Below are 22356 nucleotides of genomic sequence, written 5' to 3'. Positions count from 1 at the left end.
GCTCGCCTATTCCATCTACCCCATGAGTGGGTACTTAAAATTCTCGAAACCGTCAGATGCGCTAATGGTGCAGCCGTTGATACAGTTTGCTTTTTCGCTGACAAGAAACGCCACCACGTTGGCAATCTCTTCTGGTTGCGTGAAGTTTTGACGCATCTGTTCTTTGCGGATGTGGTTCCACAAGCCAATCTCTTCGTATTGCCTTAACATCGGAGTATCAACGCGTCCCGGAGCGACCGCGCACACACGAATATCCAGAGGCGCTAACTCTAAAGCGGCGCATTTGGTCATCATATCGACTGCGGCTTTACTGACGTTGTAGGTAAACGTCATCTCGGAGGCCATTTGGGCGTAAACGGAAGAGGTATTGAGGATCACGCCCGGTGTCCCTTGCGCTTGGAATTGTCGTCCAGCGGCGAGAATGCCATAGTAAACGCCGTTTTGGTTGACTTTAGAGATAGGCTCAAAGTCGGCGATAGGATCATGTTCAAGCAGAGGTTTCGGTGCGCCGATACCTGCATTGTTGACCATGATGTCAAGTGAGCCAAATTGTTCGACCGCGTACCTCACCATGGCTTCGACTTGTTGGTAATCGGTGACGTCCGCAACAAAGGTTTCCAACTGCTTAGAGCCAAAACTTGCGTACATTTGCAGTGATTGCTCTGAAATATCGACAGCAAGCACTTTGGCTCCTTGCTCTCTTAGCTTTGCAATAATAGCTTGCCCAATTCCACCCGCAGCGCCAGTCACGATGGCAGTTTTATTGATAAGTTCCATACAGCTTCTCATCCATGCGTTGTTGTTATCGAAATGTAACTTAGATCAACTCACTGGCACTCACTTGACCTTTTACGAAGTAAATTTGATATATTACGATTTACAACCTGTTAACATTTTAAAATCGAGACATGTATATCGTACGAAGTGGCGCTGCCGATAAATTTGATAGCTTGGTTTCAGAATTAGGTCAGAATCCGCAAAAGATAATGGCCGCTGTTGGCCTGTCTGCCGCGCAGTTTCGCGATCCCGATACCTATCTCGCCTACCCTAGGTTGGCTGAATTACTGGAAGAAGCGGCTGCTCGTTGTAAGCAACCGTTGTTTGGTGCGTTACTCGCCGAGCGCCAAAACCTGCAAAGTTTAGGCGATTTGCCGATGCTGGTTTCTCGTGCTGAAACGGTCGGTGATGCATTGGCGCGGGTGAATGATTATCTCTATCTGCATTCGTCAGGCGTTACTCTCAACATGACGCCACAAGATGATTGGGTACGATTGTCGCTCAATATTGATGTGAATAGTGACCGCGGTATTGCGCAGTTGATGCAGCTCAGTGTGTCACACTTAGCCATGTTTATCGCCAGTTTGCTCGATATTGAAGCAAGCCACTTCGCGCTACATTTGACTCAACACGCAACATTGGAAGTAGAGCAAAGCAAGTTTGCCCAACAGAACAAACTGCGTTTTGGTGATAAGTTTGACGGTGTATTGCTCAAAGCCAACCTGCTCAACGCTAAGAATCACCAAGACGAAGACGCACTGGATCGCCACTTTCAACAGCACCTCAAGTATTTGCAAACCCGCTATCCTAACAATCTCAGTGACCAAGCGGCCAATATGATTGGTCGTTTGCTATCGACTGGAGAATGCAGCGTTGAGCGCGTTGCAAGAGCATTGGACCTGCATCCGAGAATGCTGCAAAACAAGCTGAAACAACAGGGCACAAATTATCGGCAGCTTTTACAACAAGTGCGTCAGGATTTCGCCGAACAGCGATTGCATGAGAATATCCAGAGTATTACCGATATCGCGTTGCAACTGGGCTATGCAGAAACTGCGGTCTTCAGCCGCCACTTTCGCAGTTGGACAGGAAAGTCGCCCAGCCAATGGAGACTGGAGAACAGAATAAGTTGAACCAGTTTGAGAGCATAGATTAAAAAGCCGCCGATATTCAGCGGCTTTGAGCGTTTAGTCGATACTATCGAAACGCTAAATCACGTAAGAAAAGTGAAATCGAAGGGAAGAAAATCAGCATCACAGAGACCAAAAGCAAGATGAACACAAACGGTGGTGTCCCGCGAATCACTTCCACATAAGGACGTTTAAACACGGCAATCGCGGTAAAAATATCACAACCGAATGGCGGTGTTGCAGAACCTATCGCAGCTTGCAATGTCACGATGGTGCCGACCAGTACTGGGTCAATGCCAGAGGACTTAATCACAGGTGCAAAGATAGGGATCAAAATCAGCATCACTACGATTGGATCAACGAACATACAACCAATAAAGAACGCAATTGAAATAACGACCAGTAACTCGGTCTGCGAAAGATCATTAATCCCGATCATACCCAACAATTCTTGCGGGATCTGGGCAAATGAAATTACCCAAGAAAAAGCAGCCCCTGCTGCGACTAAGATAAATACCACCGCGGTAACCATGCCCGTAGAAAGCGCGATTTCGCCAAGCTCCTTCCATTTCACTTTCCGGAAGATAACCATTTCTAATAACACAGCGTACAACACCGAAACCGACGCCGCTTCGGTAGGGCTAAATACTCCAGCATAAATACCGCCAACAGTAATGATCGGAAAACCAAATGGTAAAACCGCTTTACGTATTGTGGTCCAACGCTCTTTCCAGCTGGCTCGCGGGGCATTTTCTACAGAGCTTTTACCTGCATAAAAATAACAGTAGGCTGAAAACATCAATAAAATCACGATCGCCGGTCCAATACCAGCAATAAACAGCTCCGCAACCGATGTTCCAGACACCACACCATAGATGATCATACCGATACTCGGTGGAATAAGGAGCGCTAAGTCAGAGGCGTTAATAATCAAAGCCAGAGCAAAACTGTCTTTGTAACCATACTCCAACATTTTCGGTCGCATAATAGAGCCAACAGAAACAACGGTGGCTTGTGTAGACCCAGATACCGCACCAAACATCGCACAGCTAAGCGATGAGGTGATCGCCAGACCGCCACGAACGTGCCCAACAAACGCCATTGCGACATCTAGCAAGCGCGTTGCTGCCACGCCTCGGGTTATAATTTCTGCCGCGAGAATAAACATAGGCACAGCGATCAACGCAGCGGGTTTGATGCCAGCAAGCATTTGCTGGATCATAAAATCTGGCCCCAAGCCAAGAAAAACAATAAATCCCAACATGGTCGCCGCTAATAGCGGTACCAGCATCGGAAAGCCAAAAGCCAACAACGTGATCATCGTTGCAACAAGAGCGGTCGTCATAGCGCTTTCTCCTGCTTAGTGGCAGAGCCGACTCTATCTGGTCGAGATGAGCGTGAAAGCTTTGTCAGCGTTATGAAACGTTTGATATGGCGACCACCCACACGCGCGAACTGAACCGTGCTAAAGAAAAGGCCAATCGGTGCGATTAAGTACACCCAACTCAAAGGTACTTGCATTGCAGGAGAAAGACGCCCCATTTGGCTCACCTTGCCAATGTATTGCCACGAATACCAAGTTAGCACCGCCACCAATGCTGCGGTGAGTAAATAAATAATGCCGTTGGCTAAAGTTTGTATACGCTTTGGAAGCATATCGGTAAATGCCGTCATACGGATATGGCGAGATTGGCGGGCAGCATAACTGCAACCAATAAACGTGACGGCGATAATGAGGAAATAATTGAGTTCTTCTGAAAAGTAGATGCTTTGGCTAAAGAGGTAGCGCCCTAACACGTTAGCAATTGAGTTCAACGCAATAAGAAGCACCGAGCCAATGAGCAGTGCCGCCTCCGCTTTCTGTATATATTTATCTAGCCACTGAAAAATCCCTTTCATCCGCGCTGCTCCTGATCAACAAAAATGTTAATGAAACGTTATCTTCTTCATGACAATCAAGTCAATCAGGTGAATAAGAAAGATTTTCTGAACTTGGCGCTTTCGCAGAAAAAATTGGTCAGAGCATACTGCTCAGACCAAAAAGTGAGAGGTTGGAGGGTTTGTATCGAGAATTTCTGCAATCACAGATAACCCATGCTTGATGTAGCCTCGATTAGTCTCTGCTCCCAAACTGATTCGCACGTAAGGCATTGGCTGATTAGTATCGAGAACAAAAGGTTTATACCCCGTGATCTGCACCCCAGAACGCTTAGCCGAAGCGACCAGATCATCACTGCTCCACTGCTCGGGTAACCTCAACCAAATGTGCTGACCATTCGGGTGTGAGCTATAAACATGCCCTTCTAAGGTGGCTTTTGCTATTCGCTGGCGCTTGGCAAATTCATTGACTTGAAATCGAATAAGTCGATTTAATGTACCGTTTTCGATCCACAAATGAGCGACTTCAAACGGTAACGGGGTCGCAGACCAACTCGTCGCAGCTAAACGGCCAATCGCATGCTGCAAAAAATGACGTGGGACCGTTAAATAGCCCGTACGCATACCTGGCGCTACGACTTTGGTTAAACTGGTAACATAGAAAGCCTGCTCGGGTAACAGTGCGGCGAGAGGTGGGACACGATTGGGCTCTAGTGCCCCATACACGTCATCTTCAATCACGTAGATCTCATACTGCTTCGCAATATTTGCTATCGCCTCTCGCCGCGAAATATCCATATGCGCACTATTCGGATTGGCCATGCTCGGTGTGCAACACAGCGCCTTGATTGGTTTGTGTTTACATGCCCATTCAAATGCATCCGGCGTGATACCAAACTCATCCATCTCAAGCGGCTGTAACTTAAATCCAAGCATTCTCGAGCGAGAGATCAAGCCATGATCGACTAAGTGACCACAAGCGACTAAATCACCGTGTTCAACAACGGTGCTTAAAGCCAAGGTCAAGCCATGGCATGCACCATTTGTGAGTAATATTTGATCGGTACCAACGTCTAACCCTTGGCTACTGAGAAATCGCGCTCCGGACTCAATATGATGAGGCTGACCTGTTACTGGCTTTGCTTTACTGATCAAACTGCGATTGTTTGTTTGCCCAGCAATGTCCATTAACGCCTGATTAAAAAGCGTAATGTGGCGATCGGTTACTACCGGATGAGCGATCGACATATCAATTTCATCCGGCGTTTCTTTCATCTCTTGCGTCAGCATGAACTCCGTGTCCGTGCTTTCATCCACAAAGCCTGATTTTACAAACGTACCGTTTCCCACCCAAGACTCGAGCGCACCTTTTTTCTCTGCATAACCATATGCATGGCTGACGGTTTGTACGCTCACGCCAATTTGCTCCGCAAACTCACGATGTGTGGGTAGTCGAGTACCGGGTTTTAGGTAACCACTGCGGACACATTCGACAAGATAATTGCCAATGGAGATGTACTTAGCGGTGCCTGGGCGAATGATCGGGTTCAAAGAAATTGTCATGACACAATATTTTAATTGATTCATTTTTAATGCTCATTGTAACTTCAATTTAACAAATGGCGAGTTTTTAGCCATCAAATGCGGTGTAATGCACAAAAATGAGCCACAATTGTAATGATTGACATGAGAAATATAGATTCAACAAACATGTTAAATGGCATCGTTTGATCCAAACCCAGCCGCAGTGGTGAGTTGCAATAGTTTTTAAACGCAGGTCTGGCTGACCTGGTGGAAGGTAGAAATACCTCAACGTCTCCGAAGGCCCATAAGGCGTCGGATTTTTAACAAGGAGAAAATATGAGAGGCGTTGCTTTGCATTTTACACTGGATGAATTCCAGGACCGATTAACAAAAGTTCGGCAGTCGATGGAAGAACGAGAGTTGGATGTCCTTATCATTCACGATCCTTCTAACATGGCATGGCTGACAGGTTATGACGGTTGGTCTTTTTATGTCCCACAATGTGTCGTTGTAGGATCATCTGGCGAGCCTGTTTGGTTTGGGCGCTGCCAAGATGCCAATGGGGCATACAGAACTGCGTATATGTCGGCAGAAAATATCACCTACTACCCAGACCATTATGTAATGAACCCACCATTGCACCCAATGGACTTTCTGGTAGAAGCGGTACTCGCCCCGCGTCTTTGGGATCGCGGCCGTATCGGTGTGGAAAAAGATAACTATTACTTTAGTGCCACCGCTTACGAGTCACTCACCACGCACTTACCGAATGCTCAACTTCTCGATGCAACCGGGCTAGTCAATTGGTGTCGCGCCGTTAAATCTGATCAAGAACTGGCTTATATGTACCGCGCAGCTCGCATTGTTGAAAACATGCATCGCGTCGCGTTCGATATGATCGAGCCAGGATTACCGAAACATCACCTTGTCGCCGAGATTAACCGCCAAGCAGTACTTGGGCATGAAGATCACTTTGGCGATTACACCGCGATCGTACCGCTTTTGCCATCTGGTTCTGATGCTTCTGCACCTCACCTAACGTGGGACGATAGACCTTTCAAAAAAGGCGAAGGTACTTTTTTCGAAATCGCTGGGGCGCATCGCCGTTACCATTGCCCACTCTCTCGCACTATTTTTCTTGGAGAACCGGACGACAAATTCAAACGTGCAGATGAAGCATTAACTTTAGGTCTCGAAGCAGGCTTAGAAGTCGCAAGACCAGGCAATACTTGCGCCGACATCGCCAACGCATTGAACCAAGTCCTCGATAAAGCAGGATTCTCACGTGAAGGCGCCCGATGTGGTTACCCAATTGGTCTGAGCTACCCTCCTGACTGGGGCGAACGAACCATGAGCTTGCGAGACACCGATAAAACCGTATTAAAAGAAGGCATGACATTCCACTTTATGCCGGGGCTATGGTTTGAAGATTGGGGGTTAGAAACCACCGAAAGCATTGTGATCACCCGTGATGGTGCAAAAACACTGTGTGATTTCCCACGCCACTTATTTGTTAAACACTAACTTTTCAAACCGTAAGTTCTGTTGAACTAGGCTTAAGAACAAAAAGGACTCGATATGCAAAAGAGCTCGATCACAGCCACCGTAGACTTTGACCGAGAAGGCGTGCAGCACGGCTTTTTAGCGCTGCCCTATTCCCATGATGACTCCGCTTGGGGAAGCATCATGATACCTATCACCGTGATAAAAAATGGTCACGGGCCAACGGCGCTGCTTACTGGCGGTAATCACGGTGATGAATACGAAGGCATCACCAGCCTGCTAAAATTGGCAAACTCGCTGCAAGCAGAGCAAATACAAGGTCGCGTCATTATTGTGCCAATGATGAACTTACCTGCGGTACAAAATGCCTCGCGCACATCGTCTATCGATAAAGGGAATTTAAATCGCAGCTTTCCCGGAAACCCTGTAGGCTCAGTGACCGAAAAAATCGCGGATTACTTTACTCGTTACTTAGTACCCATGTGCGATTTTGCGTTAGACATTCATTCAGGTGGTAAAACGTTAGACATCGTGCCTTTCGCCGCAGCCCATCGCCTCGACAACCTCGATCAAGAAGAAGCATGCATCTTAGGTGCAAAGCTGTTTGGCGCACCTTACACCATGATCTTGCTCGAAATGGACGCCACCAGCCTTTACGACACCGCAGTTGAATCTCAAGGCAAAATTTTCGTCACCACAGAGCTCAGAGGTGGCGGAACCAGCACTCCAGAAACCATCGCTTATGCCGACCGTGGTATTCGTAACTTCTTGCGTTTTTCGGGCAACTTATCAGGTGATTACGAAAAACCAACCCTGCCAACTAGGTTGCTTGATATGCCCGATGCAAGTTGCTACGTGCAAAGCCTGCACAACGGTATCACCGAATACTTATTTGAGCTTGGCGATACCATCAAACAAGACGATGTACTGGCAAGAATCTATTCAACCGAGCGTACAGGGAGCGACCCAATCGAATACAAAGCGCAGCGCAGTGGGATTTTTGCTGCACGTCGTTTCCCTGCCATGGTCAACATTGGTGACACGGTCGCCGTAATTGCCGAAGACTGTGGCGAATTAAACTAACTCTTACTAGGGCGTATTGACCTTTCGCGGTTAAATTTTGTTCGAGGTAAAATCGTTTTAGGCGCGGCGAAGACTATGCAGCCTAGTCATTCTAAGCAAATGGTCTTCAACAAAGCATAAAACGATTTTTGCGGGGGCGCCTAGCTCGAACCCTTCGGGCAGCCTTTGTGGTTCATTTCTACTGCGTTATCGGCTTTTTATGCAGGCCACCCACAAATCGCTGCAAAAATCAGCTCGAAAGGTCAACACGCCCTAAACACGACACAACATCGGGTCTGGTGTATCACCTGCCGTTGGTGAATTGACTCACAAACTGATTAAGGAAGAAATGGATGAATCCGATGAAACACAGCTACCTAACGAGTGCCGTACTGATCGCTGCCAGCTTTGCCACCAGCAATGTTTATGCAGAGACGTGGAAATTCGCTCTAGAAGAAGTCAAAGGCTCGGTGCAAGATGCTTATGCGCAAGAGTTTAAAAAGCGCATCGAAAATGCAACCGATGGCGACGTCACAGTGGAAGTCTATCCATACGGTACATTGGGTCAGTCAGAAGATCTTACCGAGCTTACTGCGAACGGTATTATCCAATTTACCAACGCATCGCCAGGTATTTTTGGTTCATTCGTGCCCGAAATGCAGGTTTTCTCCATCCCTTACCTTTTGTCGCAAGACAATGATGTGAATAAAAAAGTGCTGAGTTCAAGCCCTACTATCTATGACACACTCGGCGGAAAGCTAGAACAGAAAAACCTCAAACTTCTCACTATGTATCCAGAAGGTGAAATGGTGTGGACGACCAACCGTGAGATTCGTTCTCCAAAAGATTTTGATAACTTCAAAATGCGCGTGATGGCATCGCCAATGCTGGTTGAGGCTTATAAATCGTTTGGAGCCGACCCTACGCCTTTACCCTACTCAGAAGTCTATGGTGCTCTGCAACTTAAAATGATCGATGGTCAAGTAAACCCCGTTTTTGCTATCGAAGAAATGAAGTTCTACGAAGTGAACGACTACATGATCTGGGCAGGACAGCAACAATTTACTACGACTGTCATTACCAACAACAGTTGGTTCGAAACCCTCCCACAAGCCCGCCAAGATCAGGTCAATAAAGTCATCGCTGGTATGACTGACTTTATATTTGAAAAACAGGATGAGTTTAACCAAAAACGTCTTGATCAAATTAAGCAAGCCAAACCAGATATGCAGATGATCAAACTCGACAGTGACGAACGTGCAGCATTTAAACAAGCCTCTATGCCAATGCGGGACAAATACATCGAGCTTACAGGCGACAGCGGTAAAGCGGTGCTGAGCTCACTGGAACAAGAGTTCAATCAATAACAGAATCAATAACAGAAAAAGGAGTGGCCTTCGGGCCACCTTATAGCGGTTGACCAGTCATCAACTATTCTGAACTGATTGGTATTTTACAGGGAGACCAATTATGCGCCTCGATCGCTACGACGTAAAAATTCTACAAATACTTCATGACAATGGCCGTATTACCAAATCTCACCTTGCCGAGGCCATTAACCTATCCGTGAGCCCTTGCTGGGAGCGTGTCAAAAAACTGGAAGAAGCAGGCATCATTGAAGGCTACGGGGCAAAAGTAAATACCGATGTTTTGTTCAAACGAACGTCGGTCATGGTTGAAGTTACGCTCAAAGAGCACAGCGCCCAAGCGTTCAAACGTTTCGAGCAACTGGTTCAACACTCACCAGAAGTCACTGATTGTTATGCCACAGGCGGCGGTGTCGATTACATCCTCAAAATTCAGTCGGAAGATATTGATCAATATCAGCGGCTTATCGACAACTGGTTAGAGTCAGAAGTGGGCATTGAGCGCTACTTTACTTACATCGTGACGAAAACAATCAAACGTGATGCAGGCACATTAGAAGTGAACCAAAACGCCTTGTTCTAAAAGGGAAAACACGCTTAAAAGACGACCAGAAAAATCACAATATCTAACGGTGTGGAAAAGAAATTTTTGATGGTTTAAACCTCGGCATCAGAAATTATTTCGGTCACTTCTCCATTACAGTTTAACTATGGACAACGACGCTGGGAGAAGGACTCATGACAGCACTGCACAGCTTACATGCTGAGGAATTAAAAGCCTCGCACGACATGATGGCGATAATGAAAGACGTACGTTTGGTGAGAGGTTTAGCGTACATAAATGGCAAATGGGTAAGTGGTGACCAATTTCATCCGGTGGATAATCCAGCGGATGGTACGGTCATCGGCTACATCACCAAGCTATCTCAGCAACAACTCTATCAAGCGATTGATGAAGCCGACCAAGCCTTTCGTCAATGGCGAAAAATGCAAGCAGAAGAGCGCGCTGAAATTCTCATGCGTTGGCACGATCTGATTTTAGAATCAAAACAAGATCTTGCTCGTTTGATGGTTATGGAGCAAGGCAAAGCATTAGGTGATGCTTTGGGTGAAATCGACTACGGCGCATCTTTTGTTCGTTGGTTTGCAGAGGAAGCACGCCGCAGCTATGGCGAAACCATCCCAAGTCATATTCCGAATGCGCAACTATCGACGGTACGCGAACCGATTGGTGTCGCTGCACTGATTACACCATGGAATTTTCCTAATGCAATGGTCACCCGTAAAGCCGCCGCAGCATTAGCGATAGGCTGTCCGGTGCTCATCAAACCTGCCAGTGAAACGCCTTTCTCCGCATTGGCCTTGGCAGAATTAGCAGACCGAGCTGGCTTTCCACCTGGTGTATTTAACGTGATCACTGGCGATGCGGTGATGGTGTCACAAACCTTGTGTCACTCCGATAAAGTCAAAGCGCTCTCGTTCACAGGTTCAACTCGAGTGGGTAAGTTGCTGCTGCGCGACGCGGCACAAACCGTGAAGAAATGCAGTATGGAGCTCGGTGGTAATGCCCCTTTCATCGTGCTGCCAGATATGGATGTCGAGCAAGCAGCCAAAGCCGCCGTCGATGCCAAGTTTCAAACTGCAGGACAAGACTGCTTGGCTGCAAACCGTATCTTCGTCCCTGACGATAAGTACGAAGCGTTTTTGGAAGCGTTTGCCAAAGAAATGAACCACATTGTTTTGGGCAATGGTTTAGATGAAAAAACCACCATGGGGCCGATGATCAATCGCGCTGCGGTGGATAAAGCGCATGATTTGGTGCGTGACGCACTCGACAAAGGCGCGCGATTGGTAGCGGGATACCACCAGCCCGTACCAGGCGAAAACTTCTTCGCGCCGACATTGCTGGCCGATGTCACCCCTGATATGGCGGTGTATCGCGAAGAGAATTTTTGTCCTGTGGCAGGCGTGTTGCCTTACCAAGACTTAGATACCGTGATTGAAATGAGCAACGACACTGAGTACGGCTTAGCTGCCTATGTTTATGGCCACGATATTCACCAAATTTGGCGCTGCATGCGTGGTTTGGAATTTGGCATGGTGAGCGTGAACTCCGTCAAGATGACTGGCCACCCTATCCCATTCGGCGGCGTGAAACAGTCAGGGCTTGGACGAGAAGGCAGTCGCCACGGCTTTGAAGAATACAGTGAAATCAAATACTGCTGCTTAGGCGCTTTACCAACCGTCAGTGGCAGTTAAGGCACGAAATATGGATATCCAATTATTCGAGGAGAAGGATCATGAGCAACAAAACCCAACAACTTTTAGAGATCGACCGTCAGAGAGTATTTCATGCCTCAACCCACCTGAAGCAGTATGCGGCTGGGGAGCTTTCGGGAAGAATTATCTCGAGCGGAAGCGGAATACGCATCATCGATTCAGAAGGCATCGAGCTGATAGACGGCTTTGCCGGGTTGTATTGTGTGAACATTGGCTATGGTAGGACTGAAATGGCCGATGCCATTTATGAACAAGCCAAAGAGCTGGCGTACTACCATACTTACGTCGGTCATACCAACGAAGCACTAGTGACACTGTCAGATCGCATCATCAAAATGGCGCCTGAAGGCATGAGTAAAGTCTACTACGGCATGTCAGGCAGTGATGCGAACGAAACTCAACTTAAGTTGGTCTGGTATTACAACAATGCTCGTGGTCTACCAGAGAAGAAAAAAATTATCTCCCGTGATCGCGGCTACCATGGTTCAAGTATCGCTTCGGGTTCAATGACAGGGTTGCCTCTGTTCCACGCACATTTTGATTTACCGCTTGAGCGCATCAAGCACACCATGGCGCCGTATTACTATCGCCGTGAAGACGAGAGCATGTCTGAGCTTGAATTCTCTCAATATTGTGCGGATCAACTCGAAGCGATGATCTTGGAAGAAGGCCCTGAAACGGTGGCAGCGATGATTGCAGAACCAGTGCTCGGTACTGGTGGTATTGTGCCACCACCAGAAGGATACTGGCAGGCGATTCGCAAAGTACTCGACAAATACGATGTACTCTTGATTGCGGATGAAGTGGTCTGTGGCTTTGGCCGCCTCGGCTCCGATTTTGGTTCGCTGCACTACGACATGAAACCGGATCTCATCACGGTAGCGAAAGGGTTAACCTCTGCGTATCAACCGCTGTCTGGCGTGATCGTCGGTGAACGAGTTTGGAGTGTGCTAGAAAACGGCACCGACCAATGGGGTGCTATCGGACACGGTTATACCTACTCCGGTCACCCAATGGGAGCGGCAGCCGCGAACTGCAACCTCGATATCATTGAACGTGAAGGCCTGGTGCAAAACGCAGCCGAAGTCGGCGCTTACTTGCAGCAACGTATGGCGGAGACGTTTAACGATCATCCATTGGTCGGTGATACTCGTGGCGTTGGCTTGTTGCATGCGTTGGAGTTTTCTTCAGACAAACTCCGCCGAGCACACTTTGATCCAAACTTGAAAGTGGGTCCGCAAATCGCGGCAGCCTGTTTAGAGCAAGGCTTAATCGCTCGCGCCATGCCACATGGTGACATCCTCGGCTTTGCCCCACCGCTTATCGCAAATCGTAATGACATCGACACTATTGTCGACAAAGCGCACCAAGCGGTCAATAAAGTGATGGATAACCTCGTCACGTCTAAACAGTGGCAGCCAAAATAGCAGCGAATTAACCAACTCACAAACCTACCAACGATTACCGCCCCCTCTGACCAAATTAGAGGGGGCGGTCCTAAGAGACGTACTACATGGAAACACAAGCAATCTTTGCCGCAAAGAAAGCGATTAACGGATTAGTCAGTCGCACCCCATTACTTCACTCACCACTGTTATCGCAACAATATCAATGTGAAATTTGGTTAAAACTGGAAACACTACAACCTATTGGTGCTTTTAAATTGCGTGGAGCGACTCATGCCATGAACAAACTGAGTGAGGAACAAAAACAACATGGCGTCGTCACTTGCTCTACTGGTAATCACGGCCGTGCCGTGGCTTATGCTGGGCAACGACTAGGAGTCCGCACCGTGATTTGTATGTCCAATTTAGTGCCACAAAACAAAGTCGACGCAATTAAAGCTTTAGGCGCAGAAGTTCGAATTGTTGGGCAAGCTCAAGACGACGCGGAGCGAGAAGCATTGAGGCTAACAGAAGAAGAGTCGATGACCTATCTCTCACCATTCGAACACCCAGACATCATCGCCGGACAAGGGACCATTGGGCTAGAAATCATTGAAGATCTTCCTGATGTCGACGTCATTTTCGCCGGGCTATCTGGCGGCGGATTGATTGGTGGTATTGGCTTAGCCGCAAAATCAAACAGCAGCAAAGTGAACGTGTATGGCGTTTCCATGGACAAAGGCGCAGCGATGGTAGAAAGCATTAAAGCAGGAAAACCAGTACAAGTTGAAGAGCACGAATCGTTTGCTGACAGCTTAGGTGGCGGCATAGGTTTAGACAATCGCTATACCTTCAAACTCGTGCAAGAAGTCATGGATAAAGCGTTTTTAGTCAGTGAACACAACATCGCCAAAGGCATGGCAGATATTTTCGATGCAGAAAAATTTGCCGTAGAAGGCGCGGCCGCAGTGGGGCTTGCCGCCATTCACCAGCATCAACTGGACTTACGCGGTAAGAAAGTCGTTTTGGTGCTCAGTGGAAAAAACGTCTCTTCAGACACTTTTGAGACGGCATTAAAAATTGGCCGCCAAGTCAAAGAATAACCGAGGTCGTGCGAATGAAAATCTATAATAAATCTCAGATAGAGCAAGTGACTCAGTTAGATCTTAATGCGTTAGCGGCCGTGGAAAATGGCTTCAAAGCGCTTGGGCAAGGCAACGTCACCATGCCTCCGATTCTTAGCATGGCAATTGAAGAGCATAACGGCGAAGTGGATGTAAAAACGGCGCATATCAAAGGTAATGAGCGCTTCGCGATAAAAATCAGCCCAGGATTTTTTGATAACCCAAAACTAGGACTACCCAGCCTAAATGGTTTGATGGTGCTCTTTAGCGCGAAAACAGGGCTGGTTGATAGCGTATTGTTTGACGAAGGGTATCTAACCGACATTCGTACTGCTCTCGCTGGCGCTATCTCCGCGAAATACCTGTCGAACTCAGAAGCATCCAAAATTACGGTTATTGGCAGTGGGCTTCAAGCAGAACTCCAAGTCGCTGCGATAAAATTAGTTAGGCCAATCTCCCAAGTGAACATCTGGGCAAGAGACAACACAAAATCGCAGGCTTACAAACAACGCATGGAGCAACGATACGATCTATCCGTATCCGTGCATTCCTCTATCCAGCAAGCATGCCAAGAAGCCGACATTATTGTCACGACAACACCATCAAAAGAACCTTTGCTGAATTGGGAAGATATCCCATCAGGAGCACACGTGATCGCTATGGGTTCAGACAGCCCTCATAAACGTGAGCTTGCCACCTCAGTCATCCTAAACGCTGAGCATCTGGTGGTTGATCGAATCAGTCAGTCAGAATCACTTGGCGAATTACGTGGTGTAGACAAACCGCTCACCCGTAGCCTAGTCGAACTTGGCGACATCATTTGCGGCAAGCACCCCTACTCAAGGCGTGTTGACGATGTTTCGGTATGTGATTTAACAGGGACTGGCGTTCAAGACACCGCAATCGCTGACTATACCGCTCAACAACTCACCAGCATTCAATCCACGATGTAACTTATTCCCTGTGACTTTGGCGGTGGGCAACCACCGCACTTTTTGAGGGCCGTAACATGCCAGAGCTCTGTACGTTTCAATCTTTAACCACTCAGTTTGAGTTTTCGGCGGATGTATCCGCTTATCAACGTTCAATCGGACTCATTCAACTCGCGACCGACTATGTGCTAGAAAACGAATGGCGCGAGCATTTACCCGCAGATGTTCGCTTATACACTTCACGCTTTCTCACTACAGGTACTGTCGATCCTCTGCACTTAACAGACATGCAAAACAGTATCCGCGAGTGTGTACTCACCATCGTGCCAATGTGGCCAATCAACGTCATGGCGTTTGGCTGTACGTCAGCTAGTGTGCTCATTGGCTCCGATCAAATCACTGATTTAATTCGTCAAGAGAGACCCGAAGCCATAACAACTAACCCTTGGCAAGCCGCACTGAGAGCGCTTGAACACCATCAAGCTCAAAGAATCGTTATGCTGACGCCGTATACCAATGACGTCAATCACCCACTTTATGAGTCCATGACCGAACATGGCATTGACGTTCTGGCCTTTGGGTATTTCAATCTCGACTACGATCCCCATATCCCAACCATTGGAGGACAAGACGTAGAGAATGCCTTAGCGCAGCTGCTTGAGTCGATTGATTGCACTGTGGACGCGGTATTTATTTCATGCACGAACATGCGAGTCATGCATCTACTGCCTTATTTCTCAAGCCGCTTTGGTATTCCTGTACTAAGCTCCAACCAAGTGATGCTTTGGGACGCATTGCGTTTGCTTGAGTCTGATAATTTCTCCGACGTGTCATCATCGCCCTTTCCTTGCTGATAAGGACTCGCTAAAATGCACAAAATTGCGCACTAACTGGATGAAACATGGCAAAACTTACCCTTCAAGAACAAATGCTGAAAGCTGGCTTAGTTAATGAAAAGAAACTAAAGAAAGCGAAGAAAGGCTCTAAAAAATCACGCGTTCAAGCACGCGAAGTAAAAGCGGCGGTTGAAGAGAATAAACGCCAACAGTTAGAGCGTGATAAACAATTGAGCGAACAGCAAAATGCCGAGCGTTTGAATAAAGAGATCAAAGCGCAAATCAATCAATTGATTGAGATGAACAAGATCGACTTAAAAGATGGCGATATTAAGTACAACTTCACCCATGGCACCTTGGTTAAGTCACTGTATGTTGATGCTCTCATCCGTGAACAGTTGATTAAAGGCATTCTAGCCATTGCTATTGTCGGTGAAAGCTACGTTGTCATTCCACGCGGAGTAGCAAATAAAATTGCTCAACGTGATGAATCCGTCATCATCGAACAGAAAGAACCAGAATCGGACATTCCAGCAGAAGACGACCCATACGCAGATTTCGTCGTGCCAGATGACTTGATGTGGTAACAACAAACAATAGATGCATCAACGAAAAGAGCCGCTGATATAACATCAGCGGCTCTTTTTTAATAGAAAAATACGCTACAGAAATGATATGCGTTATTGCTTACTTAATAGCAAATTCACACCAGATGCTGCTAAAAACAGCGAACATCCGCGATTAAAACGTTTCGCCATTTTTGGATTTGAAAACCAGTGTCTCAAGTACAAACCAAAGATGGCATAGATTGAAATGGCGACCATTTCTAAAATCAAAAACGTGGAGCCAAGGGCAAAAAACTGCTCTTGAACCTTGGCGTTCACGTCAACAAACTGCGGCAAAAATGCAGTAAAAATAAGAATCGCCTTCGGGTTACCGGCGGCAAGCGTAAACTCTTGTTTCGCAAGCCCTGCATAGTTGCGTGAGTTAGTTAACTCAGAGATCGGGCTCGAGTCAGAACGCCAAAGGTTGAATGCAATCCACAATAGATACAACGCACCCACCAGCTTTAACGCTAAAAACAGCATTTCTGATGTGTACAAAATCACGGCGAGCCCAGAGGCAGACAGCGCGATCATGCCAGAAAATGCCGTAATACGCCCTAAACTAGCGACAAACGCGGCACGAAAACCGTAACAACGCGCATTATTCATTGCCAATAAGTTGTTTGGGCCTGGAGTCATATTCAGAGCAAAGCAAGCGGGAATAAAAAGGAGGAGCTTCCAAATATCCATGATAAAAAATGGCCTTAATTTTTAGTAATAGCCCGCACCGTAACATTGGCTGCTAGAATGAGTAAATAAAAATTCTACGCTAGAGCATTTCCGCTTCAAACCGAGCTGCTCTGGCTTGCGCAATCGTACAGTGCGTTTCTGTCATCAACTCCGCCAAGGTGATATTTGGGTTTTGCACCACCAACCGAATCAGTTTTTCTTCCAACGGCTCCAGTTTGTCCTGATGAACGGATAACCCTTTCTCCAACTTATTCATCACAAACCTTAGCTCTTCACACTGTCCTGCTTTTAGCTGATCAAGTAACGCTTTTAAGTTCAAAGCTTCTCCAGAAACTTGCCAATGACGAGAGCGCCTAACTCGCTTAACGTCACACCCGCAATCCGCCGCAATGGCTTTAATGCGTTTAGCATTCTCACCGCCAATGCGATGAATCAGAGAGGGCAGCGAAACAATAATGTCGTCATCTTTCATCCGTTACTCTCCCACCACTGACACATTCTCTCCAACCCAAGTGAGTAGCTGTTTGGCGGCTTTGGAGAGCACCTGATTTTGGCGCACAATGTAGCCGAAATCGGTGTTTGGAAAACTAGGCAAAGGCGTGACTTCTCGGGAAAGCATTAACCTCGGATCAAGAGAGAAATCCGGCACAATGGCGGTCCCAAATCCTGCTTCTGCCCAGTCGATTTGTGCTTCCACACTGCCCACTTCCATCACGCGATGCTTAGGCAGATTTAACTCAGGTAAAGATGCATCTATCAGCTCACGGGTTCGCGTGTCGTGCCCTAGCAGAATCAACGTCTGGCTCTCTTTTCGATTGTCCTGCCACTCAAAAATGTTATCGCCAAACGCACACCAGTGAATTTGCGTGAGAGGCGTAAAATGCAGCGGTTGACTCTCTTTTTGTGCGATAACAAAGCCGATATCGGCACGCGCACTTTTCACCAAATCCACCGCTTGAGAAGACGTGGTATTGAACAATGCCAAGTCGATACCCGGGTATTCACTTTTGAATTGCTGAAATGGTTTGATAAGCAGTAAACGCGAAACGATATCACTTGCCGCGATAGAGAGCGTCCCTTGCGTGAGATCATTGATGGCATTGAGATCCGACTGGCAAATTTGCAGCTCATTGAGCATTCGCTGAGCCGTATCTAACAAACGCTTCCCCGCCTGCGTCAGCTGTACAGGATTTCGCTCAATCAATTTCGTGCGCGTGGCCTGCTCCAACTGCTTGATATGCAAACTTACGTTCGGCTGCGTCATGTGCAGTTCCGTCGCTGTTTTGCCGAAATGTTTTACCTCTGCAAGAGTTACGAAGGTTCGCAGCCAGTTCAAATCTAACATTGCCAATTCCGATATGGGATTCTTATCAAGTTAATGAGTATAATTAATTTCTCTTATTATGGCGAACGCCTTAAGATTTTTGCATCTGTTTTTGGAGATTAAATTATGTCGTCTATCGTTGTTGTGGGTGCAAACTGGGGTGATGAAGGCAAAGGCCGCATCGTTGACTTTTTGGCAGAGCAAGCTTCTGCGAGCATTCGTTTCCAAGGTGGTAACAACGCGGGTCACACCGTGGTTAACGACCTAGGTACGTTCAAGCTGCACCAGCTACCAAGTGGCGTTTTCAACCCAGACTGTTTGGCAGTATTAGGTCCGGGTATGGTTATCAGCCCTGCGTTGCTGTCTCAGGAAATTGCGGAAGTTGAAGAAGCGGGCGTAACAGTGAATATGTGCATCTCTGATCGCGCAACACTGTGTCTACCTCTACACGCACTAGAAGATACGCTGGAAGAACAACGTTTAGGCGACAAAGCATACGGTTCAACTCGTCAAGGTATTGCACCTGCGTACGGTGACCGCGTAATGAAGAAAGGCATCCTTGTTGGTTGGTTGAAGCAACCAGAAGTATTGGTTGAACGCCTTCAATTCATGATGGATTGGAAACTGCCACAACTGCGTGCGCTTTACCCGACGTTCGAGTTTGAACAAACCGCTGAAGAAATGGCGAACTGGTTGCTAGAGGTGTCTGCACCTTGGCGCGATTCAATTTGCAACGTAACGCTTCCTTTAAAAGAGCTACAAGCAAAAGACAAAACATTATTGTTCGAAGCGCAGCTTGGCGCGGGTCGTGACCTTGTTTACGGTGAGTACCCTTGGACAACATCTTCTAACGTTGTATCAATGTATGCGGGTATCGGCAGTGGTCTTCCAGCACTTCGTCCTGAACGCGTGATTGCGGTTGCAAAAGCATTCAGCTCATCAGTAGGTACTGGTACGTTGATCACGGCAATGGAAGAGCAAGAAGCTTTCCGTGAACTTGCAGGCGAGTTCGGTGCAACTACAGGTCGTCCGCGCGATATGGGCTACTTCGACGCAGTCGCTACGAAGAACGGTGTTGAACTGCAAGCAGCAACTGAAATTGCGCTAACTAAAGTAGACTGTTTGACTGGTCTTAACGATCTGAAAATCTGTGTTGGCTACGAAGGCGACCACAGCGAAAACCCAATCTGGCCTCAAACTGCATCTCTTGCGCCAATCTACGAGAAGATGGAAAGCTGGAGCGAGGACATCACAGGTTGTCGTAAGTTTGAAGAGCTTCCAGTAGCAGCACAGAAATACGTTCTACGCATTGAGGAACTGATGGGCGTACCAGTAAAAATGGTGTCTGTGGGTCCTGGTCGTGAACAAATGATTATGCGATAAGATGTGAATTAACACATCATTGGCAAGCGGCTTTTATCTGTTCCGGGGTAAAGCCGCTTTTTTTTACACTGTAAACTTTGAAGAAATTGCACTTCTCAATTCGTGTTTAGTAACCTAATCGCGCCTCCCTTCCCTCTTTATTTCCCAATCAATAGATTAGAGCATATAACGCATTATGCACGTTATTAGTACATCTCACTTGTTAAAGAAGCACGTTATTTAAGTTAATTGTTTGAATTAATGTTCTTTAACTGATTGCTTGATCACGATCTTCATCTGCAATTTGTTGAACTAGTGCTCAAAAAATCTAACCCGCTGTTTTTAGGATAGATGAGTTCCCCAACATCCAACCTAATAGCAGGTGATTCCTATGACGAAAAATCTTTTCCGCCTCAGTACGATAACTCTCGGTTTATGCATCAGTTCGTTCTCTTTTGCGCAATCCGATCTTCCGAACATTAAAATCCTTGCCACTGGTGGCACCATAGCAGGCGCAGGTCAATCTGCGACAGAGTCAAACTACACAGCAGGTAAAGTCGGCGTTGAATCATTGATTTCTGCGGTGCCGAGTATGACCAACATTGCCGATATTTCCGGAGAGCAAGTGGTCAGTATTGGTTCACAAGATATGAATGATGAGGTATGGCTTAAATTAGCCAAACGAGTCAACGAACTGCTCGCTCAAGATGATGTTGACGGTATCGTCATTACTCATGGTACCGATACATTAGAGGAAACCGCTTACTTCCTTGATCTGACCGTCAAGAGCAAAAAGCCAGTCGTGATTGTCGGTGCAATGCGTCCTTCCACCGCAATGAGTGCTGATGGCCCAGTTAATTTATACAACGCCGTCGTGACAGCAACCGATGAAGATTCTGAAGGACGTGGCGTGCTGGTCGCAATGAATGACACGATTTTCGATGCGCGAGATGTGACAAAAACCAATACAACCTCCGTCAGCACTTTCCAGTCACCTAACTTTGGTGCTATCGGCTACATTCATAATAGCGATGCCAAATATCAACGAAGCCCAGAGCGTAAACACACCACAGAAACACCATTCGATGTATCAAAACTCAACACACTACCTAAAGTAGGCATTGTTTATAACTATGCAAATGCGTCGAGCTTACCAGTCAAAGCCTTTGTTGATGCCAAGTTTGACGGTATTGTAAGTGCTGGTGTGGGTAATGGTAACTTGTACCACACGGTCTTTGATGAGCTAGAAAAAGCGAGCAAAGATGGCGTTGTTGTTGTAAGGAGCTCTCGCACACCAACCGGCTCAACCACTTTGGATGCTGAAATTGATGACGACAAATATGGCTTTGTTGCCTCAGGCACACTAAACCCACAAAAAGCACGTATCTTACTGATGCTGTCACTGACTCAAACCAAAAACTATCAAGACATCCAAAAGATGTTCCAATACTATTAATTCTGTGTAAGGCATCTTTAGATGCACAAGAGGAGGTGTTACTCGCCTCCTCTTGCACAAGACAATGTTGGCGCCCCGTATTAACCAAACAAACGGCGCTTCATCCCTGCTTTTTCAAGAATACGCGTGGTGATCTCTTCCACAGAGAGAGAGGACGTATTGATATATGGGATCGCCTCTCTTCTAAACAACGCCTCTACGGTGTCTAGCTCCAGCTTACACTGCTCAGTACTGGCGTAATCACTTCCAGACAAACGATTCTCACGGATTTCAGTCAAACGTTCAGGGTCGATAGTAAGCCCGAATAATTTATGACGATGGATCTCAAACTCAGGCAACAAACGCATCATCTTCACATCTTCCGCAATGAACGGATAGTTCACGACACGTAAACCAAACTGCATCGCCATATATAGGCTGGTGGGGGTTTTCCCGCTGCGCGATACTCCAAGTAAGATGATATCGGCTTGTTCCAGCCCTTTTAGCGTGATGCCATCATCATGCGCCAATGTATATTCAATGGCCGCGATACGATCGAAATAGGTATCGGAATCTTTCCCCACACTGCGAGAACGTTGCAACTTGGGTTTTGGCGCCATCTGAATGTCGTCTTGCACTTTCTGTACAATGCTTTCCAACACATCGTAGCTGTATGCAGGTGCTTCCAGCAGCATTTCACGTACGTCTGGCACCACGATAGAGAAAAACACCAGAGGTTTGACGCCATTGCGTTGGTAGGAAGTTTCAATTTCTTTTACAACGTCAGCAACTTTGTCCTGGCTTTCTACGAACGGAAAGGTTTTTTCGTTAGGAATGAACGGAAATTGACCGAGAACAACATGTCCTAATGTCTCACATGTTATCGCCGTACCGTCAGAAACATAGAACACATCACGACTTTGGTTATTTATTTGCATTTCTGTTTAATTTTTCAAAATCTTTTGAGTAGGATGGTAAACATAATATTAATAAATCAGTTTGGCTTTCAGTTAGGTTCACCACAGCTTTAAAAATTCTTTTGAATTTTTTTCAGCCAGAACGTAATCGTTTGCCTTTGATATCAATCTAAATGAAGCAATGTATGGTCAACGTGTAATAACAGCCAACATGCGATTGTTTAG

21 protein-coding genes are annotated in these 22356 nt (G+C 46.8%); 13 read left to right on the top strand and 8 right to left on the bottom strand.

Features of this window, described 5'->3' with window-relative positions; translation table 11 throughout:
- Positions 1–15 precede the first annotated feature (15 nt).
- Positions 16–777, bottom strand: a complete 762-nt coding sequence (locus FR741_RS17210) for an SDR family NAD(P)-dependent oxidoreductase (RefSeq protein WP_047008061.1) — start codon at positions 775–777, stop codon at positions 16–18.
- Between the two features lie 131 nt (positions 778–908).
- On the opposite strand from FR741_RS17210, the gene FR741_RS17205 reads away from it, so the two are divergent.
- On the top strand, positions 909–1910 hold the full coding sequence (locus FR741_RS17205) for an AraC family transcriptional regulator (RefSeq protein WP_167427292.1): 1002 nt from the start codon (positions 909–911) through the stop codon (positions 1908–1910).
- Between the two features lie 64 nt (positions 1911–1974).
- On the opposite strand, the gene FR741_RS17200 is transcribed toward FR741_RS17205, so the two are convergent.
- The 3 genes from FR741_RS17200 to ehuR all read right to left on the bottom strand — a co-directional run bounded on the left by FR741_RS17200 (position 1975) and on the right by ehuR (position 5372).
- Positions 1975–3252: a TRAP transporter large permease gene (locus FR741_RS17200; protein ID WP_005392736.1), complete on the bottom strand. Its 1278-nt coding sequence runs from the start codon at positions 3250–3252 to the stop codon at positions 1975–1977.
- Positions 3249–3806 carry a TRAP transporter small permease gene (locus FR741_RS17195; protein WP_167427291.1) on the bottom strand — a complete coding sequence of 186 codons (558 nt, stop codon included), beginning with the start codon at positions 3804–3806 and terminating at the stop codon, positions 3249–3251. Before FR741_RS17195 ends, FR741_RS17200 begins: the two co-directional genes overlap by 4 nt.
- 132 nt (positions 3807–3938) lie before the next feature.
- Positions 3939–5372 (bottom strand): MocR-like ectoine utilization transcription factor EhuR, encoded by a 1434-nt coding sequence (gene ehuR, locus FR741_RS17190; RefSeq protein ID WP_085343259.1) that lies wholly within the window; start codon positions 5370–5372, stop codon positions 3939–3941.
- Between the two features lie 273 nt (positions 5373–5645).
- On the opposite strand from ehuR, the gene doeA reads away from it, so the two are divergent.
- From doeA to FR741_RS17140, 10 genes are all read left to right on the top strand, one after another.
- Entirely contained in the window at positions 5646–6833 is a 1188-nt protein-coding gene (gene doeA, locus FR741_RS17185; protein WP_005392731.1) for an ectoine hydrolase DoeA, read from the top strand.
- Positions 6834–6887: 54 nt separating this feature from the next.
- Positions 6888–7895 carry a N(2)-acetyl-L-2,4-diaminobutanoate deacetylase DoeB gene (doeB, locus tag FR741_RS17180; RefSeq protein WP_167427290.1) on the top strand — a complete coding sequence of 336 codons (1008 nt, stop codon included), beginning with the start codon at positions 6888–6890 and terminating at the stop codon, positions 7893–7895.
- 332 nt (positions 7896–8227) lie between these two features.
- Positions 8228–9241, top strand: coding sequence for a TRAP transporter substrate-binding protein (locus tag FR741_RS17175; protein ID WP_005392727.1), 1014 nt, complete (start codon positions 8228–8230; stop codon positions 9239–9241).
- 103 nt (positions 9242–9344) lie between these two features.
- Positions 9345–9824 carry an Lrp/AsnC family transcriptional regulator gene (locus FR741_RS17170; RefSeq protein WP_006741393.1) on the top strand — a complete coding sequence of 160 codons (480 nt, stop codon included), beginning with the start codon at positions 9345–9347 and terminating at the stop codon, positions 9822–9824.
- Positions 9825–9979: 155 nt separating this feature from the next.
- Positions 9980–11500 (top strand): NAD-dependent succinate-semialdehyde dehydrogenase, encoded by a 1521-nt coding sequence (locus FR741_RS17165; RefSeq protein WP_167427289.1) that lies wholly within the window; start codon positions 9980–9982, stop codon positions 11498–11500.
- A 41-nt stretch (positions 11501–11541) separates the two neighbouring features.
- Positions 11542–12948: an aspartate aminotransferase family protein gene (locus FR741_RS17160; protein WP_167427288.1), complete on the top strand. Its 1407-nt coding sequence runs from the start codon at positions 11542–11544 to the stop codon at positions 12946–12948.
- Between the two features lie 86 nt (positions 12949–13034).
- Positions 13035–14009, top strand: a complete 975-nt coding sequence (gene eutB, locus FR741_RS17155; RefSeq protein ID WP_006741390.1) for a hydroxyectoine utilization dehydratase EutB — start codon at positions 13035–13037, stop codon at positions 14007–14009.
- Positions 14010–14023: 14 nt separating this feature from the next.
- Positions 14024–14983 (top strand): cyclodeaminase, encoded by a 960-nt coding sequence (locus FR741_RS17150; protein WP_006741389.1) that lies wholly within the window; start codon positions 14024–14026, stop codon positions 14981–14983.
- A 56-nt stretch (positions 14984–15039) separates the two neighbouring features.
- Positions 15040–15816: a maleate cis-trans isomerase family protein gene (locus tag FR741_RS17145; protein ID WP_167427287.1), complete on the top strand. Its 777-nt coding sequence runs from the start codon at positions 15040–15042 to the stop codon at positions 15814–15816.
- Between the two features lie 47 nt (positions 15817–15863).
- Complete coding sequence (locus tag FR741_RS17140; RefSeq protein ID WP_006741387.1) at positions 15864–16385, top strand: DUF2058 domain-containing protein; 522 nt, start codon at positions 15864–15866, stop codon at positions 16383–16385.
- A gap of 93 nt (positions 16386–16478) precedes the next feature.
- On the opposite strand, the gene FR741_RS17135 is transcribed toward FR741_RS17140, so the two are convergent.
- The 3 genes from FR741_RS17135 to FR741_RS17125 all read right to left on the bottom strand — a co-directional run bounded on the left by FR741_RS17135 (position 16479) and on the right by FR741_RS17125 (position 18438).
- Positions 16479–17093 carry a LysE family translocator gene (locus tag FR741_RS17135; protein ID WP_167427286.1) on the bottom strand — a complete coding sequence of 205 codons (615 nt, stop codon included), beginning with the start codon at positions 17091–17093 and terminating at the stop codon, positions 16479–16481.
- 79 nt (positions 17094–17172) lie between these two features.
- Positions 17173–17565 (bottom strand): ribosome recycling factor family protein, encoded by a 393-nt coding sequence (locus tag FR741_RS17130; RefSeq protein ID WP_167427285.1) that lies wholly within the window; start codon positions 17563–17565, stop codon positions 17173–17175.
- Between the two features lie 3 nt (positions 17566–17568).
- Positions 17569–18438 carry a LysR family transcriptional regulator gene (locus FR741_RS17125; RefSeq protein WP_006741384.1) on the bottom strand — a complete coding sequence of 290 codons (870 nt, stop codon included), beginning with the start codon at positions 18436–18438 and terminating at the stop codon, positions 17569–17571.
- Between the two features lie 105 nt (positions 18439–18543).
- Here FR741_RS17125 and FR741_RS17120 point away from each other — a divergent pair, with 105 nt between their 5' ends.
- Positions 18544–19800, top strand: a complete 1257-nt coding sequence (locus FR741_RS17120) for an adenylosuccinate synthase (RefSeq protein WP_167427284.1) — start codon at positions 18544–18546, stop codon at positions 19798–19800.
- 370 nt (positions 19801–20170) lie between these two features.
- Entirely contained in the window at positions 20171–21235 is a 1065-nt protein-coding gene (ansB, locus tag FR741_RS17115) for an L-asparaginase 2 (protein ID WP_167427283.1), read from the top strand.
- Between the two features lie 80 nt (positions 21236–21315).
- On the opposite strand, the gene ppsR is transcribed toward ansB, so the two are convergent.
- The gene (gene ppsR / locus FR741_RS17110) at positions 21316–22152 is read right to left on the bottom strand and encodes a posphoenolpyruvate synthetase regulatory kinase/phosphorylase PpsR (protein ID WP_005392709.1); all 837 of its coding nucleotides are present in this window, start codon (positions 22150–22152) and stop codon (positions 21316–21318) included.
- Positions 22153–22356: the final 204 nt, after the last annotated feature.

Origin of the sequence: Vibrio diabolicus (genome assembly GCF_011801455.1) — a bacterium.
GTDB lineage: Bacteria > Pseudomonadota > Gammaproteobacteria > Enterobacterales > Vibrionaceae > Vibrio > Vibrio diabolicus.
The sequence above is the reverse complement of the archived record's forward strand: the minus strand, read 5'-3'. Positions and strand labels throughout refer to the sequence as shown.

What these genes read in the sequence shown, in the direction of transcription:
- FR741_RS17210 (WP_047008061.1), bottom strand. Translation starts at nt 777, where the DNA reads ATGGAACTTATCAATAAAACTGCCATCGTGACTGGCGCTGCGGGTGGA.
- FR741_RS17205 (WP_167427292.1), top strand. Translation starts at nt 909, where the DNA reads ATGTATATCGTACGAAGTGGCGCTGCCGATAAATTTGATAGCTTGGTT.
- FR741_RS17200 (WP_005392736.1), bottom strand. Translation starts at nt 3,252, where the DNA reads ATGACGACCGCTCTTGTTGCAACGATGATCACGTTGTTGGCTTTTGGC.
- FR741_RS17195 (WP_167427291.1), bottom strand. Translation starts at nt 3,806, where the DNA reads ATGAAAGGGATTTTTCAGTGGCTAGATAAATATATACAGAAAGCGGAG.
- ehuR (WP_085343259.1), bottom strand. Translation starts at nt 5,372, where the DNA reads ATGAATCAATTAAAATATTGTGTCATGACAATTTCTTTGAACCCGATC.
- doeA (WP_005392731.1), top strand. Translation starts at nt 5,646, where the DNA reads ATGAGAGGCGTTGCTTTGCATTTTACACTGGATGAATTCCAGGACCGA.
- doeB (WP_167427290.1), top strand. Translation starts at nt 6,888, where the DNA reads ATGCAAAAGAGCTCGATCACAGCCACCGTAGACTTTGACCGAGAAGGC.
- FR741_RS17175 (WP_005392727.1), top strand. Translation starts at nt 8,228, where the DNA reads ATGAATCCGATGAAACACAGCTACCTAACGAGTGCCGTACTGATCGCT.
- FR741_RS17170 (WP_006741393.1), top strand. Translation starts at nt 9,345, where the DNA reads ATGCGCCTCGATCGCTACGACGTAAAAATTCTACAAATACTTCATGAC.
- FR741_RS17165 (WP_167427289.1), top strand. Translation starts at nt 9,980, where the DNA reads ATGACAGCACTGCACAGCTTACATGCTGAGGAATTAAAAGCCTCGCAC.
- FR741_RS17160 (WP_167427288.1), top strand. Translation starts at nt 11,542, where the DNA reads ATGAGCAACAAAACCCAACAACTTTTAGAGATCGACCGTCAGAGAGTA.
- eutB (WP_006741390.1), top strand. Translation starts at nt 13,035, where the DNA reads ATGGAAACACAAGCAATCTTTGCCGCAAAGAAAGCGATTAACGGATTA.
- FR741_RS17150 (WP_006741389.1), top strand. Translation starts at nt 14,024, where the DNA reads ATGAAAATCTATAATAAATCTCAGATAGAGCAAGTGACTCAGTTAGAT.
- FR741_RS17145 (WP_167427287.1), top strand. Translation starts at nt 15,040, where the DNA reads ATGCCAGAGCTCTGTACGTTTCAATCTTTAACCACTCAGTTTGAGTTT.
- FR741_RS17140 (WP_006741387.1), top strand. Translation starts at nt 15,864, where the DNA reads ATGGCAAAACTTACCCTTCAAGAACAAATGCTGAAAGCTGGCTTAGTT.
- FR741_RS17135 (WP_167427286.1), bottom strand. Translation starts at nt 17,093, where the DNA reads ATGGATATTTGGAAGCTCCTCCTTTTTATTCCCGCTTGCTTTGCTCTG.
- FR741_RS17130 (WP_167427285.1), bottom strand. Translation starts at nt 17,565, where the DNA reads ATGAAAGATGACGACATTATTGTTTCGCTGCCCTCTCTGATTCATCGC.
- FR741_RS17125 (WP_006741384.1), bottom strand. Translation starts at nt 18,438, where the DNA reads ATGTTAGATTTGAACTGGCTGCGAACCTTCGTAACTCTTGCAGAGGTA.
- FR741_RS17120 (WP_167427284.1), top strand. Translation starts at nt 18,544, where the DNA reads ATGTCGTCTATCGTTGTTGTGGGTGCAAACTGGGGTGATGAAGGCAAA.
- ansB (WP_167427283.1), top strand. Translation starts at nt 20,171, where the DNA reads ATGACGAAAAATCTTTTCCGCCTCAGTACGATAACTCTCGGTTTATGC.
- ppsR (WP_005392709.1), bottom strand. Translation starts at nt 22,152, where the DNA reads ATGCAAATAAATAACCAAAGTCGTGATGTGTTCTATGTTTCTGACGGT.